Annotated in this window: 15 protein-coding genes; 6 read left to right on the top strand and 9 right to left on the bottom strand. The window is 60.7% G+C overall.

Annotated elements, in window-relative coordinates:
- Positions 1 to 17 precede the first annotated feature (17 nt).
- From Q7V20_RS01680 to Q7V20_RS01660, 5 genes are read left to right on the top strand one after another with little or no spacing between them, the layout of a single operon-like run.
- A complete protein-coding gene (locus Q7V20_RS01680; protein WP_304786502.1) occupies positions 18 to 1,478 on the top strand; it encodes a lipopolysaccharide biosynthesis protein in 1,461 nt (486 codons plus the stop codon).
- A 28-nt stretch (positions 1,479 to 1,506) separates the two neighbouring features.
- Positions 1,507 to 2,799 carry a polysaccharide pyruvyl transferase family protein gene (locus Q7V20_RS01675; RefSeq protein ID WP_304786500.1) on the top strand — a complete coding sequence of 431 codons (1,293 nt, stop codon included), beginning with the start codon at positions 1,507 to 1,509 and terminating at the stop codon, positions 2,797 to 2,799.
- A gap of 1 nt (position 2,800) precedes the next feature.
- Entirely contained in the window at positions 2,801 to 3,847 is a 1,047-nt protein-coding gene (locus Q7V20_RS01670; protein ID WP_304786498.1) for a nitroreductase family protein, read from the top strand.
- Positions 3,848 to 3,864: 17 nt separating this feature from the next.
- A complete protein-coding gene (locus Q7V20_RS01665) occupies positions 3,865 to 5,034 on the top strand; it encodes a glycosyltransferase family 4 protein (protein WP_304786496.1) in 1,170 nt (389 codons plus the stop codon).
- Positions 5,034 to 6,269 carry a glycosyltransferase family 4 protein gene (locus Q7V20_RS01660; RefSeq protein ID WP_304786494.1) on the top strand — a complete coding sequence of 412 codons (1,236 nt, stop codon included), beginning with the start codon at positions 5,034 to 5,036 and terminating at the stop codon, positions 6,267 to 6,269. The genes Q7V20_RS01665 and Q7V20_RS01660 overlap by 1 nt, the downstream gene beginning before the upstream one ends.
- Position 6,270: 1 nt before the next feature.
- On the opposite strand, the gene Q7V20_RS01655 is transcribed toward Q7V20_RS01660, so the two are convergent.
- Entirely contained in the window at positions 6,271 to 7,071 is an 801-nt protein-coding gene (locus tag Q7V20_RS01655) for a glycosyltransferase family 25 protein (RefSeq protein ID WP_304786492.1), read from the bottom strand.
- An 18-nt stretch (positions 7,072 to 7,089) separates the two neighbouring features.
- A complete protein-coding gene (locus tag Q7V20_RS01650; protein WP_304786491.1) occupies positions 7,090 to 8,208 on the bottom strand; it encodes an acyltransferase in 1,119 nt (372 codons plus the stop codon).
- A gap of 186 nt (positions 8,209 to 8,394) precedes the next feature.
- Between Q7V20_RS01650 and Q7V20_RS01645 the strand changes: the two genes are divergently transcribed.
- On the top strand, positions 8,395 to 9,816 hold the full coding sequence (locus tag Q7V20_RS01645) for a glycoside hydrolase family 16 protein (RefSeq protein WP_304786489.1): 1,422 nt from the start codon (positions 8,395 to 8,397) through the stop codon (positions 9,814 to 9,816).
- Here the strand turns inward: Q7V20_RS01645 and Q7V20_RS01640 are convergent.
- From Q7V20_RS01640 to xrtB, 7 genes are read right to left on the bottom strand one after another with little or no spacing between them, the layout of a single operon-like run.
- Complete coding sequence (locus tag Q7V20_RS01640; RefSeq protein ID WP_304786487.1) at positions 9,806 to 10,930, bottom strand: acyltransferase; 1,125 nt, start codon at positions 10,928 to 10,930, stop codon at positions 9,806 to 9,808. The genes Q7V20_RS01645 and Q7V20_RS01640 overlap by 11 nt on opposite strands.
- 25 nt (positions 10,931 to 10,955) lie before the next feature.
- The gene (locus Q7V20_RS01635) at positions 10,956 to 11,993 is read right to left on the bottom strand and encodes a glycosyltransferase family 2 protein (protein WP_304786486.1); all 1,038 of its coding nucleotides are present in this window, start codon (positions 11,991 to 11,993) and stop codon (positions 10,956 to 10,958) included.
- A 15-nt stretch (positions 11,994 to 12,008) separates the two neighbouring features.
- Positions 12,009 to 13,340, bottom strand: a complete 1,332-nt coding sequence (locus Q7V20_RS01630) for an O-antigen ligase (protein ID WP_304786484.1) — start codon at positions 13,338 to 13,340, stop codon at positions 12,009 to 12,011.
- On the bottom strand, positions 13,324 to 14,193 hold the full coding sequence (locus tag Q7V20_RS01625) for a glycoside hydrolase family 16 protein (RefSeq protein ID WP_304786482.1): 870 nt from the start codon (positions 14,191 to 14,193) through the stop codon (positions 13,324 to 13,326). Before Q7V20_RS01625 ends, Q7V20_RS01630 begins: the two co-directional genes overlap by 17 nt.
- Entirely contained in the window at positions 14,190 to 15,341 is a 1,152-nt protein-coding gene (locus tag Q7V20_RS01620; RefSeq protein ID WP_304786480.1) for a glycosyltransferase family 4 protein, read from the bottom strand. The genes Q7V20_RS01625 and Q7V20_RS01620 overlap by 4 nt, the downstream gene beginning before the upstream one ends.
- A complete protein-coding gene (locus Q7V20_RS01615; protein ID WP_304786477.1) occupies positions 15,338 to 16,345 on the bottom strand; it encodes a glycosyltransferase family 2 protein in 1,008 nt (335 codons plus the stop codon). The genes Q7V20_RS01620 and Q7V20_RS01615 overlap by 4 nt, the downstream gene beginning before the upstream one ends.
- Before the next feature lie 33 nt (positions 16,346 to 16,378).
- A complete protein-coding gene (gene xrtB, locus Q7V20_RS01610; protein ID WP_304786475.1) occupies positions 16,379 to 18,016 on the bottom strand; it encodes an exosortase B in 1,638 nt (545 codons plus the stop codon).
- Between the last annotated feature and the right edge of the window lie 247 nt (positions 18,017 to 18,263).

Raw genomic sequence — 18,263 nt, 5'->3', positions numbered from 1 at the left:
TGTCGAAAAGATCACCCATGTCCTCCACCACCTTTCGCCAAAAAGTTCAAAGTGGGCTGCTGTGGTCCCTGGTCCAGAACTGGGGCCTGCGTTTTGGCGGCCTCATCGTGTTCATGTTCCTGGCACGGGTACTGACGCCGAGCGAACTGGGATTGTTCGCTGCCGCCACCACCGTCGTCGCGCTCTGCGCGCTCTTCGTGGAGTCGGGCCTCAGTGAAGCAGTGGTACAGCAACCGGAAGTCAATCACCGCCAGCTCAACAGCATCTTTGCCATCAACCTGGGCCTGGCCATGTTGGCCGTGCTGGGGCTTTGGCTGTTTTCGCCCATGATCGCGGCAGTCATGAAGCTCCCAGAACTCACATGGGTTCTGAGAATCAGCAGTCTGGGCATGTTGATCAGCGCAGCTTGTTTCGGCCAGAACGCGATGTACCGAAGGAAGTTTGAATACCGTGCATTGGCCATGGCGTCCCTGATCGCCACCCTGGTCTCTGGCGCTTTGGCTTTGGCGATGGCCTCTGCAGGTCATGGCACATGGAGTCTGGTCGCGCAGTCGTTGTCCGCATCCGCCTTGACCGCCCTCATCCTGTGGCGCCACCCTCAATGGAATTTTTCATTCGCATTCGACTTCCCCGGCACCCTGAGAATGGTCTCTTATGGCTTTCAAAGGTTGCTGACCGCGTTGATGGATTTTGCGAACACCCGGTTCATCGAATTGTTCTTCGCGGCCACGCTGGGTGCCAGCGCCTTGGGCCTGTACATCATTGGCACCAGGATTTATCAAGCCCTGATGCAGACGCTGTGCACCTCCATTCTGGACATCGCCCACAATGCATTTTCTCGCCTGGCCCATGACCGGGTCGCCCTGCAGAAAGCCTACTACGCTGCCATCAATGTCAGCGCGGCCATCGCGGTCCCCATCTTCTGCGTCACGTCTGCAGTGACCCCGGAGTTGACGCTGGTGGTATTCGGCCCCAAATGGACAAGCGCGGCCAGCATCATGGCGCCGATGCTGCTGTTGGGCGCCGTCCAGGTATTGCAGTTCTACAACGGCATTGCCTACAACGCCATGGGGCGCCCCGACATTGGCCTGATCTTCATCACGGCCAAAACCATCATCACCCTGGGGTGCTTGTACGCGGCCAAGGATCAAACGCTCAATACCATCGTGGTGGTGTTTGTTCTCAGCCAGCTCAGCATCACGCCCATCAGCTTCATCGTGGCCAGACGAATCATCGGGATATCACTTCGGACGCTGGCCTTGAATCTTTGGCCCTTCATTTTTTCATCCACCTGCGCCGTCATTTTTGTCCAAGCTGCACGCCCCAGTGTCGCTTTGTGGACTGAATCGGCGCTGGCTCAATTGGTGCTGTTGACCTCTGCGGGATTTGCCATCTACTTCGTGCTCGTCGGCCTGCTGGCACGCCAGCAGGCCATCGCGGTGATCACTGCCTTCAAGAACCGCCGAGCTTCGGTGTGATCGCATCAACACCAGGAATCTGCCACCCATGACCATCGAAAAGAAGCCCTTGCGAGAACGCTATCTGCTCTGGAAATCGATGACACGGCTGACGATTGGCTGGCGGCTGAGAACCTTGCAAGCCAAGAAAGCGCACGTGGTCAGCGGTCACCCAAAACGCCTGGTCATCATCCCCAGCGATCCATGGACCTTGACCGGGGCCAAAGGAGATGAAGCAATGATGCAGGCCGTGGTGGGGCAGCTGTCGAACCAGGGACAGCCCCTGGAGGTGGGCGTCGTCACCGCCACTGCACCAGCCTCCGCCGCCGCCAAGAAACTGGGTTTCATTCCCATCGAGATCTGGGACGCCGGATTCAGCGCCACGATTGATGCCATCGAGCAATTTGATCCGGATGCCTTGGTGCTGCTGGGCGCCGACTGCATGGATGGCTACTACAGCCCTCACACCACCCTGCGGCTGCTGGCCACCGCAGACATTTCTGCCCGACAAGGCGTTCGCGCATCGTTGCTGGGATTCAGCTTCAATGAAAGCCCCAGCCCTTATCTGAAGTTTCCCTTCAACAACCTCACCCCGACATTGGCCATCAATGTGCGAGACAACATTTCATTGAAGCGTTTCAACAATTTCTGCGAAGCACCTGCACAACTGGTGACTGATTCCGCATTCATGCTCAAGGCCTGCGTCGATTCGGCCAGCGTCAAGGACATGGCCCAGTGGGTCGAATCAAGGCGAGCCACGGGCGACACGGTGGTCGCATTCAACATCCACCCCATGCTCTTGAAAGACCGCACAGAGGAAGCCCTGGCCAAGATCAATGCATCGGCCATCTCGGCACTGCATCGGCTCATGACGGAGCGCCCGGTCAGCGTGGTGTTGCTCTCTCACGATTACCGAGGGGCCGATGGCGACGACACCTGCTTGCGCGTCATCCATCAGGCGCTGAAAGCTGACTTCCCGGAGTCGCTCAGGTACACCACCGAACCCTTGAGCGCGGCAGAGTTGAAGGCCATGGCCGGTCTGCTGGACGGGGTGATCACCGGAAGAATGCATTTGGCCATTGCCAGCCTTGGCATGGGCGTGCCAGTGGCGGCATTGACCTATCAAGACAAGTTTCAAGGGCTGATGGACCACTTCGAGCTGCCCCATTCACTGCTGCTGTCGCCCGCAAAGGTGGCCAACCCCCAAGAGCTGTATGCGCTGTTGATTGCATTCACGGAGCAGCTCCAGGAACTCAGGCAGAAAGTGGCCTCGTTCTTGCCCAGCGTGCTTGCAGCCTCTCAACTGAACGTCAAGCCCTTGGTCAGCGCTTCAAGGAAATGAAATGTCAATCGGCAAAGTCGTCAGCATGTCGTCAAGGTTGGTCACCGCCATCGCGCCGTCTTCCAAGCCTTTTTTTGAGAAGTTGCTGCGCCAGGGCCAACTGATGAAGCGGGCCTTTTACTATTTCAATGATGCGCGACTGGTCATCAAGTACATGCACTGGGAAGGCCCTGAGATTGAGCATGAGAAGCTCCGGGCGGAACTGATATTTCAGTATCACAAGCTTGAAAAGGGGCTGTGCATGCCCGGGCCCAAACGCTTCTTTGGCGCTGACCCTGCCAAGGCCACGCTGAGCTTGATCCGTCGCTGGCATGAACAAGGCTTTCGAAAAGACTCCACCATTTACCTGGGGGCCATTGAAGCCCTTCGTTCATACCGAGCCCACATCGACCTGTATCCCCCTCAGAGCGATGGCGCTCAAGGGCTTGCACAAGACATCGACACCCTCTTGAAGCAGCACCTGGACATCCTTGTCGATCTGAGAACCCCCATGCCCCACGGCACTGCACTAGCGACGGATTTTGAGTCACTCACCAGACTCATGCTGCTGCGAAGGAGCGTCAGGTCGTACACGTCCCAAGAGGTCGACATCGGTGTCTTGCGCGAGTGCATCAACAGTGCCCAGTACAGCCCCAGTGCCTGCAATCGGCAGCCCTGGAGGGTTCACATCTACACCCAAGCTGATCTCATCACGGCTTTGCTTCAACTTCAAAATGGCAACCATGGTTTCGGCCACCAGCTGTCCAGATTGCTCATCATCACGGTTGACATGAAGTCATTCTTTGACGGCACGGAACGCCATGAGCCCTACATTGATGGTGGCCTGTTTTCCATGAGCTTGATCCTTGCTCTTCAGGCGCATGGCATTTCCTCGTGCTGCCTGAACTGGTGCGTCAAGCCAGACACTGACGTCAAAGCTCACTTGGTTGGCGCCATACCGGAGCATGAAAGGATCGTGATGTACCTGGCCGTTGGGCATGCCGCAGCGGACGCCATGGTGCCTCGTTCAGCCAGGAAGGGCGACCAAGAGATCGTGCAATTGCATTGAGCCCTGAACACCGGTCCATGAAGGTCCTCCTCATCTCACCCGTTCCCACAGACCCCGCAGGCGCGGGCAACCGGGCCAGGATTGCAACGCTCGCCAGCGCACTGCAAGACCATGGTCATGAGCTTCACTTTGCCTACCTGCCGCTGGAAGCAGCGGACCTTGACGCCATGAAGGTCCGTTTCGGCCCCGGGCGACTGCATGTCCCACCCTGGCAAGCCACCAAGGGCCCATGGCTTCGGCGCGCTCTTAAAAAGATTGGCAAATCCTTGTCGATGGAACGCGCCCATGCCTACCGCCTGGACGACTGGTACGACGCCAAGGCCAATGCATTTCTCAAAGGCTTGCAGGCGGAACACCGGTATGACGTGGTCATGGTGGAGTACGTGTTCATGTCCAAGGCTTTCGAGGCCTTTGAAGATGTCGGGATGAAGATCCTGGACACACACGACCGCTTCGGCATGCGTCACCGGTCCTACATACAGGCCGGACAGAAACCCGAGTGGTACTCGACCTCGGATGAGGAAGAGCTACGAGGCTTCAGACGGGCCCACCTGGTGATCGGCATCCAGGCGCAGGAGGCCGATGATTTTCGGCAAAGGTTGGGCCCCAAGTCCGCGACCCGGGTCATCGAGGTGGGGCACCTCATCGCCAAGCCCCAGCCTTTCAAGCCCAGCCAGGCACCCAGCGCTGTGTTCCTGGGCTCCAGCAATGCCATCAACGTGGCAGCCTGCGAGTACTTCATCAACGAAGTCGCACCGATGGTCTTGGCCACCTTCCCGGGCTTCAAGCTGTTCCTGGCAGGGTCCGTTTCTAATCATTTCACCGCCAGCAAATTGCTGCATCCCTTGGGTTTCGTTGAAAACTTGTCGGAGGCCTTCAGCCAAGGTGCGGTGGCCATCAACCCGGTGCAAATGGGCACCGGGGTCAACATCAAGCTGCTGGATGCGCTGGCCCACGGCATGCCGTGCGTCACCACGGCTTCAGGCGCGCGTGGACTTGAAGCGTTGGCAGACGTGGCCATGGTCGTGGTTGACGACCAGAACCCTCACGCCTTTGCCCAGCAACTGATGGCCTTGCTCTCCCAACCAGCGCGACGGGCAGAACTCCAGCGCTCGGCCTTGCAAGCGGCCAACACCTGGAATGAGCGACAACTTGGTTCTTTGACCGCCGCACTTCGGAGCCCTTGATGAGCGATGTTTTGAGTCATGAAGCTCGCACGACCCAACGCCCTGCGCTGGTCATCGTGGCGCCTTGGGTGTATCACCTCAGGTGCGGCATTGGCGGCGGGGTGCTTTGCTTCAGGATCATTCAAGGCCTTGCCGAGCACTACGACATCCACTGGATCTCTTTCGACGTGACCTCCAATGACGTGGAGGAGGGCAAGCGGGCACTGAAGGAGTTCTGTGCCAGCGTGACCACGATCACCCCCTCGCAACATGGGCCAAGCTGGGCCTTGAAGGCCCGCCAGCTCCTGGGAGGCGCGCCCGTGGGGGCCCAGCGAATGTGGTCACCGGCCATGGCGGAAGCCGTCAAGCTGGGATCGACGCGCCCGGGCGTTCGGGCGGTCATTTTCCAGTTTCCTTATGTGGCGCAGTACCTTGGTGCGGCGGAGGGGGCGCCAACGATCATGGACACGCAAGATGTGGCCATCGTGTCCACGCATCGGGAGTGGCGCAAAGCGCAAGGCTGGAAGAAGTTCCTCGCCAAGGGCAGCACCTGGTTGTCTTGGGTGAAGTACGAGTTTCGCCACTATCAGCAGGCCGACCTGTTGCTGGCGCTGAGCGAAACCGATGCTGGCGTGCTTCGCGCCTTCATGCCCGACACACCTTGTGTGCTGAGCCCGGTGGCCACCCGCGTCAGGTCAGAGCCCCGCGCCACGACCGGGTCTTACGTGGCGATGGTCGGCAACTTCGAACACCCACCCAATGAGGATGGCTTGCGCTGGTTGCTGGCCGACGTCTGGCCGAAGGTGCGCCAGGTCATCCCTCATGCCAGGCTCTGCGTGGCAGGCCCCTCATGCCCCAAGGCCACGCCCGAGTTGTTGGCGCAGGGCGTGGAGATGCTGGGCTTCGTGGACAGCCTTGATGCCTTTCTGGATGAAGCTGCCGTTTCCATCGCCCCCTACCGCTTTGGCGGAGGCGTGAAGATCAAGGTGCTTGAATCGTTGGCGAGCGCTTGCCCGGTCGTGGCCACCACAGTTGGGGCCGAAGGGCTGGGCGTCACCCATGGCCGTGAGTTGATCATCGCCAACGGGGCGGCAGAGTTTGCCAACGCCCTGATCGAAACGCTTTCTAACCCCCCCGCGGCCGCTGAGCGGGCGGAGCGGGGCCGGGCTCACGTGGAACAACACTTTTCGTTCCGGACAAAAATCCAGAGCCTCAGGGCCATCATTGACGCGTTGGGGCCAAGGCCAAGGGGCTGATTCAAGGCCTGCTGGCTTTCAAGGACTTTTTCAGCCTGCGCGCTTGAAGACCACTGAAGCCCCATTGCAACCAAAGCGACTGCAGTCTGCGGCGAACCCTGGGGGGAACCCCCAGTATTTTTTCATGCAAGGGCCGACTGATTTGTGTGAATCGTTCCTCACCAATGGAGGAAGCCTGGTGCCTTTCGAAAGCAGGAAAGGGAAAGATGGCCAGATTCAACACACCGTGCTCCCAGGTGCGGTCCATGTAGACATCAATGGGGGCCTCCAGGTTCTTGGCTTTGGCCGCAAATTTTCGAGCGCCCGATTTGGTCAACAGGTAAACCTGGGTGCCCAGGGGGTAGCCTGTGAACTGGACCAGATGGCGGTATTTGTCCAGGAAGGGTGACGCCATGAAGCGCCAGGCTGCCGGCATTTTTGCAAAGAGGCGAAGATATTCGATGCCCAGCTTGGCGAAATCAGTGCCTTTGATGTCAAGCACGTAGTTCCAGTCCATGTGAACGTCATCCTCGATGACCAGCATTTGATCGTAATCTTGGCTGTCAATCAGCCATTTCCACAATTGGTGGTGGCTGGAATAACACCCCAACTCCCCTCGCTGCATGGGGCGACCATTCAGCCGGGTTGAGGTCTTTTCAGAGTAAGTCAAATCCGGGGAGACCCCGGTGTGCGCATCATAAAAATCCCAATCCAGCGGCGCCCCCTCCAAGGTGGCCTTGAAGGCGGCACGCCTTTCGGTCGCCTTGGTCAAGCTGATCACCCATATTTTGGTTTTGACTTCAGAATCAATCAGATTCATCATTTTGGAATTCCGAATTCATCAATTCAAACGTGCTGCCACCTTACCGCCCCAGCGGATTCCTGTCATCTCGACATAACGGTAGAGAAACCAGGACACCAGGGGGAGTATCAGCATCGCCACCAACACCGCAGACCAAACATCGTCTTGGGCAACGGTAGGCCGCAAAAGCGGCAGGGTGGCAACAGCCACAGAAAACAAGGGAATGTGCACCAAGTAAGTGGAAAATGACCACCGGCCAAGCATTGTGTTGATGGGGTTGGTGGCCAACGTCCGAGCAGCGATGTCGATCGCCTTGCTCAACGCCCCCTCGCGGATCAGGCCTGCCTCGCAAAATATGAAGCAACACCAGACCATCCAGATTATGCCCTCCAGAGGTTTCCAGATCAGGAGTATGGTGGGGATCAACAAAACCGAGGCTCGATACCTTTTCAGGCCCAGGAAAATCCTCGTCAAAATCCCAAACATGAAGAAATGAATGGAAAGAAAAAGCATTGATGGATATTGATACTGATCCTTCAAATACAGTTTGGACAGCACAAATAAAAATCCGCACACCAAGGCCGTGGCAAGCAGCCTTGTTTTGCGAGCAAACCCAGTTGCAAAAACAGGCACGATGAATGGCGCCAGCAGATAAAACTGCCATTCCAAAGACAAGCTCCAGGCAGGCGCCAATATGCTTGAACTGGCAAACCTGAGCACGGATTCAGGAATGGCGCCATGCAGTATCGTGAGATGCCAGAACACATGAGCAGAAAAATTTGCCTCGGTCAGGCGAATTCGTTCGGCTCGGGTTGCACGATAGTCAGCAAACGGCAGCTCCGCATAGGCATAAATATATTCTGGCAATGTGTATATTGCCAGAAGACCACAAACCAGATAAACCGGAAACAACCTGAAGAATCGCCGGGCAATGTACTTGCGATAACTTTCCGGTTTGGCGAGCAAAAGGTGCGTGATGACAAACCCGCTGATGATGATGAAGACATTGACAGCAGCATCTCCTTTCAACAGTATTTTTGTGGCCTCCACAGGCAACCAGCTTGTTGATCCTGCAAGTTGGATGGCGTGCCCAATCACCACCCACCAAGCCATCCACCCTCGCAAGCCTTCAATGGAGCTGAATGTTTTAGGGATCACTGAACTCATCCTTGACGAAACAACGAACGCTTTGCGACAGGACGTACGCACAAGCTGTGCCAGCCGAAGCAGTCACCACATCTGGTTGCAAGACAGGTGACCTGCTTACCGATCACCTCTTCAGACTTCAAGGCTTTCCTCCGAATCTAGGGAGGACCCTTTCCATTCTTGAAGAAGTTGGCTGTGATGTTGTTCAGATCTTTGACCGGTTTCAAATGGGTGTGCGCACTCTCTCTCGTTGCCATGACCACGGCTTGTGGTGGCGGAGGTGGCACCTCAACCACCACGCCCCCCTCATCCGCCACCCCACCCGCCACACCTGCGGCCGTGACCTCGCCAGCCCCGGCACCCACACCATCCCTGCCAGCTCCTCCAGCCACGGAGTTGGCGCTCAACCCCCAGTTCAGCCAAGGCTTGGCTTTCTGGAGCGTGACGGATGGCGTGCTCACGCCCAGCCTGCTTCGCGCCGGCGGCCAGGCGCTCGACCTGGGCTGGCAAGCCGTGCAGCCGCTGAGCAGCAGTACGCTGGTTCCAGGCCGCTCATACACCCTGAGGGTCAAAGCCAAACTCGCCAACGCTGGCCAGGCATCGACCGCGTCCGTCAACTTTCGCCTTGCCAATGGGTGGGAGGTTTTTCGCACCTACAAAGTCGCCATCGATTCGAGTGCCTTCAAGGACTACGAGATCAACTTCACGGCGCCAGCCTATGTCGGCAAAGCAGACATCACCTTGGTCACCAGTGGCACCCGGACGGTGATCGACAGCACCTCACTCACGATGCGGGCCACCATCAGCCAAACCGAGCCCATCGCATCGTCGCAAGGTTCGCACGTGCCCGCCAATTACACGCTGGCCTTCAATGACGAGTTCAATGGCACCACCCTCAACCGGCAGAAGTGGTTCACGCGCTTCATCCAGGTTGGCGGCACGCTGGACACGCTCAACGATGAGCAGCAGCGTTACACCGACAACAACACCCACATGGTGGCCAATGGCGTGCTGAGCCTCACCGCCCGCCCGGTCAACAGCAGCACCAACGCCGGTCTGCCCTACGAGTCGGGCATGATCCGATCCGACTGGACCGCACGCTACGGCTACTACGAGGCCCGGGTGAAGATGCCTGGCGGCGTGGGTGTGTGGCCCGCCTTCTGGCTGAACTCGGACGCCTCGGACACCGGCCGCCTCTCCTGGCCCCCCGAAATCGACATCTTCGAATTCGTGAACAACGGCGTGGAAGACACCACGCGCATGCTGCACTCAGGCATCAGCGCATCGGCCCTGTACCCATCGGCCTACCTGTACGCGGACCCTGCGTTCGACAAGATGTGGACCTTCTGGGCCGCACCCTTCCATTTCCATGAAGGCTGGCACACCGTGGGGGCCGAGTGGACGCCCGAGTCGGTCACGCTGTACATCGACGGCATGAAGATCTACACCCGCACGCACAGCTGGACCTACAGCGACGGCGCCTTGGCCGGTCCGGCCCACATCATCCTGAACCTGGCCATTGGCGGGCAATGGGCAGGGCGCCATGGCATCGACAACACGGCCTTTCCGCAGGCCTTGCAGATCGACTGGGTGCGCGCGTACCGCAAGGTCAGCCCATGACCCTCAAGCCCGGCACCCGACGGGGCCGCGGCGCCAGCGAGAAGGGGCGCTCGACCGCCAGGAACAAGACGGCCGATGGCAACAGGGTGATGGCGAACAGCGTCGGCAGCAAGGCCCAGAGCACCCAGGCAGGCAAGCCCCCGCTGCCTGGAGGCGCCACCACGGCCAGCGCATGGAAGCAGGCCTTGAGCACCAGCCCATGCAGCAGGTAGTAGGAGTAGCTCATGTTGCCCAGCCACCGCAGCGGGGTCCATGAGAAGGCACGGGACAAGCCAACGTGCGGGTCGCGAAAGCAGGCCAGGCACAGCGCCAGGAAAGACACGAACAGCACGGTCGTCTTGAGCGCCAGGCCCAGGTCGCCCGCCACGGGCAAGAGGTTGGCCAACAACCCCCCGGCCAGTCCGGCCACACCGAGGCCACTGCCGGGCGCCATCGCCACATCGCCTGCCATGGCCTCGTAAAGCAGCATGCCCGACAGGAACATGATGAGCCGCACATGCCCGCCATGCAGGGCGCAGTAAAGCGCCGTGGCCATGGCCACGATCAAGAAGAACGCAACACGCCACCGAGTCGTTCGCTCACGCAAGCCCAGCCAGGCGATGGCCGCTGGCACGATCAGGTAATAAAACATCTCGTAGCTCAAGGACCACGCCACCATGATCATCGGGTTGATGTTGAAGATGCCGGGCAGCAGCAGAAAGTTCTGGACAAGGTAGACCAGGCCACCCCAGAAGGACCCTGGCATCTTGCTTTCCGCCGGGAAGGCGAAGGACAGCGCCAGGTAGATGGCCAGCACCACCGTGAAGGTGGGATAGATCCGCTCGATGCGCCGCGCCATGAAACCTGCGAATCGCTGGTGTCTCGACATCAGCGATCCGTAGATCAGGTAGCCGCTGAGGACGAAGAACAGGTCTACGCCGGCGTTGCCAACGGCCTGCATGGCCTCAAACACCGCCTCCAGGGACGAGCCCGGGCTCAGCCAGGGACTGGCCAGCGAAGCAAAGTGCACCAGGAAGACCAGGAACACGGCGAACCCACGCAACCCTTCCATGGGGCGAACGTTGTGCGCGGCGCTGCCCCGCGACAACTCAAACCGATGCTGCAGCCAGTCCAAGGGTAGGCCTCCGCCAGCTGCCATGTCAGCCCCTGAATGCCAGCCGCTTGAAGGATCGCAAGACCTCCGACCGGTTGAAGCGCAGCCTGATCAAGGCCTCCACCCACCGTCTGGGCGCCATGCCCAGGGCCAGGAACCACGCGATGTGCCCCACCTTCATCTTGATCGGCAATCGCTCCCTGATGGCCAAGGCACAGCCCCGCCAGACCAATGAAGCTGTGGTGTCGCGCTGGCTGCCAGCGTAGTCCAGGCCCAGCTTGAAGGCCATGAGCCGGTAGTTGATGAAGGGCAACTCGTGGTCGAGCACATCGACATCCGGCATGGCGACGCCTCGCCTGGCCGCATGCTGGCGCAGGATGTCCACCTCCAGTCGGCGGTGCTGGATCCGCTTGGGCAAGCGGGCATTGTCATTGCCGGTGTTGGACCACAGGTTGGCGCCATGAACCCGGTAGCTGGCCAAAGCCCTCGGGATGGTGGCGACGTCGCCAAACACGGGGGCCACCGTGTTCAGCAAGCCATCGGGCGCTTCGCTGATGGTCAGGGGCAGCATCTCATCCAGGAACGACCGGCTGTAGGCATTGCCCGCCGTGACGGGCCAGCGGTAGGTGCCCGTCAGCCCGAACTGCGCCCGGACCACCTCGGCGTTGTAGCGCGGGTCAAAGTGACAGAAGCGGCGCCCCAGGTCTTCGCCCGCGCCGTTGATGATTTTCAGATCGTACTGAACCTTGGCACACGCTGGCGTCCAGGCATCCGCCACGCTGGCCAGGGCATCGGGCTCCAGCAGGTCGTCCGCATCCAGAAAGATGACGACCTCACCGCAGGACGCCATGAAGCCGGCATTGCAGGCGGCAATGTGCCCCTGGTTGACCTGGTCCACGACCACCACGCGGTCAGCGTAGCGCTGGATGATCTCCAGTGAATGGTCTCGGGAGCCGTCGTTGACCACCACCACCTCCTTGTCAGGATGCGACTGGTTCAGCGCACTCTCGATGGCCCCTGCCACGTACTGCGCGTAGTTGTAGCAGGCGATGACAACGCTGATGCGGGGTGGATGTTGGGTCATGGTGGGTGCATCGAATCAGGGGGCACAGCTTGCCGACCTAAAGGCAGCATGGACAGTGGGCGGGGAACGCGGCGGCACGCTCGCTTGAGGTCGCAGCCCCGGGGAGGCCACCCAGGGCATCAGGCCCACCAGGACCAGGGTCATGTAGTTCATCTCCGGGCTGAGCAAATGCCCTCCCATGATCAGCCAGGCGAAGAACAGCGTGACCCTGGCCGACACGGGCACGTTTGGCCGGTTCAGCGCCATGACAAAAAACGTCACGAAAGACAAGAACCCCACCAAACCGTACTCGTAGAGCAGCTTGGCCCAGGTGGGATCGTGGAACAGGAAGTCTGCACTGGTCCGGGTGATGGAGCCCGGGCCGTATCCCAGCCAGAAGGACCAGGGCTGCTGGGCCATGGTCTCGTTCAGCAGGCGCAGTGGCGCGATGTAGCGGATGTAAGCACTGCTGCGCTCGGAGCTGAACTCGCCCACGCGAGACACGGTGAAGGACAGGTTCAAGGCATCGCCGAACGACCAAAGCACCAGCCCCCCCAACAGCATGGCCGCCACATAGCGCGACAAGGTCTTCAATCCAAAAGGAAACAGCAGCCCGATGAACAAGGCCAGCAAGCCGGTGCCCGAGTAGGTCAGCAACAAGGCCAGACCCAGGCAGGCGATTCGCCACCAGCGCCGATCGCGCCCCACTTCAAGCACGATGGCCAGTGCCATGATGAAAGAAAAGCCGGAAGGCTCTCGGTAGAAAAATCCATTGGATTTGTACAACGAACCAACGGGGATGACCGTGTTGAAGCCACTTTGGGCCCGAATGGCCTCCGGCAGGTACGAGGTGAAATCGAACAGCCAGGCGTCTCGCACCACGAACTGCGCTGCAAACTGCGCGATGCCGGCCATCGCACTGAACAAGGCGATGTTGGCGAAAACCTCAAGCACCCAGTTGGCATGGTCCGCACCAGCCCAGTCCTGCTTCAGCACAAACACGAACGGCAAGTACATCACGGCCAGCAACAGGAAGGACGACATCGACGAGCGATCGACATCCGCCACGTTGAGGTTGATGAGCATGCTGGCGACCACAACGCCCAGGCACACCAGGTACAAAAGCAGGCGCTCGGTGGACAGCACCAGTTGACGTGCGATGACAGCAACGCCCACCAGCAGGTAGATGGAGAACATGGCGGGCTTCAGTGCGTAGCCCCCCCCGCCTGGGTTGAGACCAAAGCGCTCCAGCAAGGTGCAGGACAGCAGCACCAGCACGATGGCCGCCCTGACCACGGCACGCTCCTTACTTTGGCCGATGGGGGGCGGCTTGTTCATGGCGCGATCGACCTCAACGCTGCCAGACACGGATGTGTCCGATGGTCAGGCTGGCGGGCAGCGCATCAGCAGCGGGCGCTCCGGGCCACCCGCCACCGATGGCCAGGTTCACCAGCAAGTGCGCGTCACCACCCGGTCTGCCATCGTTGTGCACCCACCGGTAGTCGCGGTCAGCCACCAGCACTTCGTCCACATAGTGGCGCACGCTGGTGGGCGTCCATTCAACCGCGAAGTCGTGAAAGCCATCGGCGTAGTCGAAGCCGGGCTTGTAAGCCCCCCCCTTGTCCAGCTCATAGGTTCGGCGGGCCTGCTTGGCCGCCCCCACGCCATGCAGAAAATGGAAACTGCGTCGTGTGTCGTCCCGTCCGTTGTTCACCACTTCGACCACATCGATCTCGGGTGGCCAGACCAGGTCTTGCGGCCCCAGCCAGAACGCGGGCCAGGTTCCCCGTCCACGGGGAACCCTCAAGCGGGCTTCGAACACACCGAACTGCCCAAACCACCTTGACCGCAGCATGCCGCTTTCAACCCGCCCTGGGGCGGCCTTGCCGACCGCACGGGCCACCAGTGACAGCCCTTCACGGGTGAACACATGGTTGTCATTGTCCCGATAGCGGGACCATTCATCGTTGACATGATCCAGCCGACCGTTGTCGTAGATGAAGCGTGTGTGAAACTCCTTGCGCAGATCGTCCTGGGTCCAGTGGCCGCGCGTGAAATCCCAATTCTTCACCAGCTTGTAGCCCGCCTCGCGCACCGGCGCACGCGGGCGAATCGCAGCCTGCTCGGCACTCCAGGCCGCCCGCTGCGCAACCATCGGCATGCCCGCCAGCATCAACAGCGCGGCCCTTCGCCGCAAGGAGCTGCGGTGCAGGCCGCTCATCCCAGGCTACCCTGCAAGCGCGCCCGGTGGGCGCTGACGGCTTGGCCGTAGATCTGCTTGGTGCTCTCGCCAATGCCCAGCCACGTGCCACTGGTCGGCAAAGGCGCTGGCCGACGGCGTGAGGCCATGGCCTCTTCCATCGCGCTGGCCAATGCCTGTGGCGATTCCAGCGGGATCAAGGTGCCCTGCTCGCCTTCACGCAGGTCTTCAGAGAAGATGCCAACCCGGCTGGCAATCATCCACCGGTTCAAGGACTTCACCAGGAAGTACACCCCGCTCGCATCGATCTGTCGGTAGGGAAAGACAAAGGTGTCGGTGTCGTCGAACAGGTTGGCCATTTCCTGGTTGCTCTGACGCTGAGGACGAAACTCGATCGTGTCCATCAGACGCAACTCCGCGATGCGCTGCTTCAGCGGCGCCAGGTCCATGCGTTCGCGCCCCGCGATCACCACCCTGATCTGGGCACGGATGGCGGGGGCCAGCAAACCCACGGCTTCGATCAACAGGTCGATGCCTTTGTAGGGCTTGAGCTCGCCGAACAGCACAAAGGTCCACCGGGGATCACGCGCAGGGCGGCCCACCTCCGGCACCGCATGCACTTTCAGTGGCCCGTGCGGGATGACCGCGATCTTGTCCGCGTCAATGCCGTGCCGGATCAAGGCCTGCCGACCGGCCTGGGTGTGCACGATGACGTGGCTGGCCAGCTTGATGGGCCCATGGAATCCCAGGTTCTGCAGCAACGAGATGCGCTCGCCATTGAAGGGCACGGTGTCGTGCACCGTGAGCACGATGGGGCAAAAGCGCTTGAGCACCCACAGCACCACCAGATCGACCGGCGGGATCACCACCCACTGCACATGGATCACCTCGGGCCGATGCCGCCACACTGCGCCCAGCATGCGGCCCAGGCCCACCAGGTGCGCCAGGCCCTTGACCACCGTGCGGACCGCCTTGGGAAAGGCGGCTGCGTCATCCACGTGCTTGTAGAAGATGGCCTCCACGTACTGCTCTGGGATCTCCTGCCGGTCACCCCGGCGCGTGGGCCGTGTCAGCCAGCGTGGTTGCACGCCAGCGGCCACCAGCCCCTCATTGAGTGAGGCGTCGTAAGGCCCGGTGAACAAGGAGGGGTCCAGCAACAGCACCTTCATGAGGGCACCGCCGTCGTCATGGACCAGGGCGATTCCCGGTGCACCAGCAAACCCTTGAAGAACCCCAACGCCCACGCCGTGTGCATCACGAAGGCCGCCGGACCAGCCAGCAACCCCACCCAAGAACGGTGCTTGAAAGACAAGGCCACACCCACACCCAGCAAGACCGTCAGGTAAAAAGCTGGCCACCACAGCGCCCAGGCAAACCAGGGCGCGATCAACAACGCGACCACTGACAACAGCAAGTGAGCTGGCACCGCACACTGGCGCAACCGCATGGAGCCAGGGTGCTTGCGGATCGTGCGGGAGCGCCCCACCCCATAGTTGAAGTACTGGCGCCAAAGCCCGCCCAGGTCAGCGCGGGGCCAATAGCCGATGCGGATGGTGCTGTCCAGAAAGATGCGCGAGCCCAGCACACGCTGGCGACAATCCAGCTCGGCATCCTCGTTGTGGCTGAAAGATTCATCGTAGCCACCGGCCCGACAGAAGGAGGCCATGCGGAAAGCCGCGTGATGGCCATGGTCGACGAAACCGCTTTGCTTGCCGCCACGATGAGCTGAACCACCCGAGCCCACCGGCGTGTCAGACACCCAGGCAATGGCTTGCCGCAAAGGTGTGTCGCCAATCGAATCCATGGGCACCACCACCGCGTCGGCCTGGTTCGCTTCCAGAGAATGGCACAGGCGTTCAACGAATTTTGGCGGGTAGCTGGCATGCGCATCACAACGAACCAGCAACTCCCGGCCCTGGCCGAAATGCTGCACAGCCAGGTTGATGGCCGCGCTTTGCAAGCGCTTGGGGTTGGACAGCAACTTGAGCTGAGGCCGCGATTGCGCCATGCTCATCACGATGTCCTGCGTGCCATCGGTGCTGCCCCCATCAGCCACCACCATCGTGATGCCCTCATCGTCAGGCAAGCCCGACAACAAGCTGGTCACCACCTCGCCGATGTGGCTGGCCTCGTTCAAGGTGGGGATGACAATGAGCGTGGGCGGGACAGTCATGCATCCTTCGAAGCATGGTTCATGCCAGAAGCCTCACCACAACAAGCGGCCAGACGGCGCACCCGACCGCTCGACGGCCGGGTACAGCTCACGCAAAAATGCCTCCAGGCGAAGGTTGATGTCGGCCGCGCTCTCACCAGGATGGCGCACCGCCGACACCCGCACCAGCACGCCGTCCGTGGCTTGGCCCATCAACCCCCTTGCCAGGATGTGCAGGCGGGAGGCCACCACGCTCTCGCTGTGCTGGTCCCCCACGCGGATCCAGTACAGCACCACCTCTTGCCAGCCATGACGGGAAGCCTCCATCCGCAAGGCCGTGAAAGGCTCACCTGCCCTGCTGGAGGGCAGGTCCAGGATGACTGGCGTGAGCGACTTGATCTCAAAGCCCTGCGCGGCATAGCAAACCGGCGGGCGGTGGATCTTGACCTCCTGCTGCAAACGGTAGGCATAAGCCACGGTGAGCATCACCTGACGACCAGACTGGTTGCCGTAGGTGCGCAGGACCACCTCGTCATAGGGCTGCTTCTGAGTACGCGCACCCGGTTGCGACACCGCCGGGTTCACCTGCACGGGCGCATTCTGGATGATGGACCACGCACCAAACTTCTCTGGAATCGCCTGGGCCAGACCTGGGGGCGACATCCAGTCGGCCTGGGGCTCCAGCGTCCAGGCCGCTGCCACCCCCACGCTCGCCAGCGAAGCCATGCAGACGGCCGCCAGCTCTCTCACCGACAAAGACAAAGGCAAGAGCGGTACCGCCGACGAGCGTGTTGCTGGCGACATGCCCAGCGGCAAGGCCCGCTCGTGCCGCCCCGCCCAGCGCCGCAACACACCATCCAGCCCCACCGTGAGGAACAAGGCAGGCACGAACAGGATCACCCCAGACATGCCGTGCACGATGCCGCTGGCCACGGCATCACCTTGATGAACCGTCAACACAGCCAGGAACAGAACCCGCAGCACATTGGCCGTGAAAGAGATGGGCACGATCAGCAAGGCCAGCAACACATTGCGCCGCGCCGATGTGTGGCGCACCACATTCAGATAGAGCAGGCCAAACGCTTCCAGCATGAACAAGGAGCTGAGGCCCGAGCAGGCATCGGCCACCAGCAATTGATACGGCGGCAGCACCAGCGTCACGCCGACACGGGCCACCTCGTGGCCACTCCAGCGCAACAAGTGCTCCACGGTCACCGACACCGCCAGTTTCAAAGGCTGGGTCATGGCGTCGGCCAGCAGATCCGGAATGGGCACCAGGAACAGCAGGAAGAAGTGGCAAAACGCCAACTCCCTGAACAAGCGCACGCCACCGCAGATCAGGCTGATGCCCACGGTCACCGGCAACACCGACAACACCTCCAGTGTCACGAAGGATTGCGATCGGCCCAAAGCGTGCAACACCAGCCCCGTGATCAACAAGGCCCAGCCCCATCCAGACTGGGCCTTGCCCCCCTCAGGCTCGGCCCGCTGATGAAGGCGATGCCAGAACAGCCACACCGCCACCAGCAGCAGCACCGGGCCGTGGGACTGGCGGTCCTCCTGCCAGACGCCCTCCCACAAAGTGCGCAGCGTGGGGCCATACACCAGCAAAGCGGCGCACAACAACACCAGCCAGGTCGCTCGGCGGCCAGCCAACGGCATGCCCGGTGAACGCAGAACAAGGGGGGCCATGAAGCTCATGCCCAAAAGACATGCACATTCAGTGCCTCCTCACGAATCGCCATGGCACCAACTTCGCCCGCAGATCCTGGTCTTGATCGGTGCATGAGCCATGTCATGCGAGATCACTTCGGTGCGGGTTTCACCTGATGCGCCATTTGGATGCAAAAGCTTCGTCTTCTGCACCTTGGTCTGATTCTCGCTAGTAGCAAGTTGTTAACAACCTCAGGGGAGCCTCGTGAAGCAGACCTCAGCGCAC

Source organism: Aquabacterium sp., assembly GCF_030652515.1.
Taxonomy (GTDB): Bacteria; Pseudomonadota; Gammaproteobacteria; order Burkholderiales; family Burkholderiaceae_C; genus Aquabacterium.
The sequence above is the reverse complement of the archived record's forward strand: the minus strand, read 5'-3'. Positions and strand labels throughout refer to the sequence as shown.

Coding starts and splice junctions, on each gene's coding strand:
- Q7V20_RS01680 (WP_304786502.1), top strand. CDS start 18: ATGTCCTCCACCACCTTTCGCCAAAAAGTTCAAAGTGGGCTGCTGTGG.
- Q7V20_RS01675 (WP_304786500.1), top strand. CDS start 1,507: ATGACCATCGAAAAGAAGCCCTTGCGAGAACGCTATCTGCTCTGGAAA.
- Q7V20_RS01670 (WP_304786498.1), top strand. CDS start 2,801: ATGTCAATCGGCAAAGTCGTCAGCATGTCGTCAAGGTTGGTCACCGCC.
- Q7V20_RS01665 (WP_304786496.1), top strand. CDS start 3,865: ATGAAGGTCCTCCTCATCTCACCCGTTCCCACAGACCCCGCAGGCGCG.
- Q7V20_RS01660 (WP_304786494.1), top strand. CDS start 5,034: ATGAGCGATGTTTTGAGTCATGAAGCTCGCACGACCCAACGCCCTGCG.
- Q7V20_RS01655 (WP_304786492.1), bottom strand. CDS start 7,071: ATGATGAATCTGATTGATTCTGAAGTCAAAACCAAAATATGGGTGATC.
- Q7V20_RS01645 (WP_304786489.1), top strand. CDS start 8,395: ATGTTGTTCAGATCTTTGACCGGTTTCAAATGGGTGTGCGCACTCTCT.
- Q7V20_RS01635 (WP_304786486.1), bottom strand. CDS start 11,993: ATGACCCAACATCCACCCCGCATCAGCGTTGTCATCGCCTGCTACAAC.
- Q7V20_RS01625 (WP_304786482.1), bottom strand. CDS start 14,193: ATGAGCGGCCTGCACCGCAGCTCCTTGCGGCGAAGGGCCGCGCTGTTG.
- Q7V20_RS01620 (WP_304786480.1), bottom strand. CDS start 15,341: ATGAAGGTGCTGTTGCTGGACCCCTCCTTGTTCACCGGGCCTTACGAC.
- Q7V20_RS01615 (WP_304786477.1), bottom strand. CDS start 16,345: ATGACTGTCCCGCCCACGCTCATTGTCATCCCCACCTTGAACGAGGCC.
- xrtB (WP_304786475.1), bottom strand. CDS start 18,016: ATGGCCCCCCTTGTTCTGCGTTCACCGGGCATGCCGTTGGCTGGCCGC.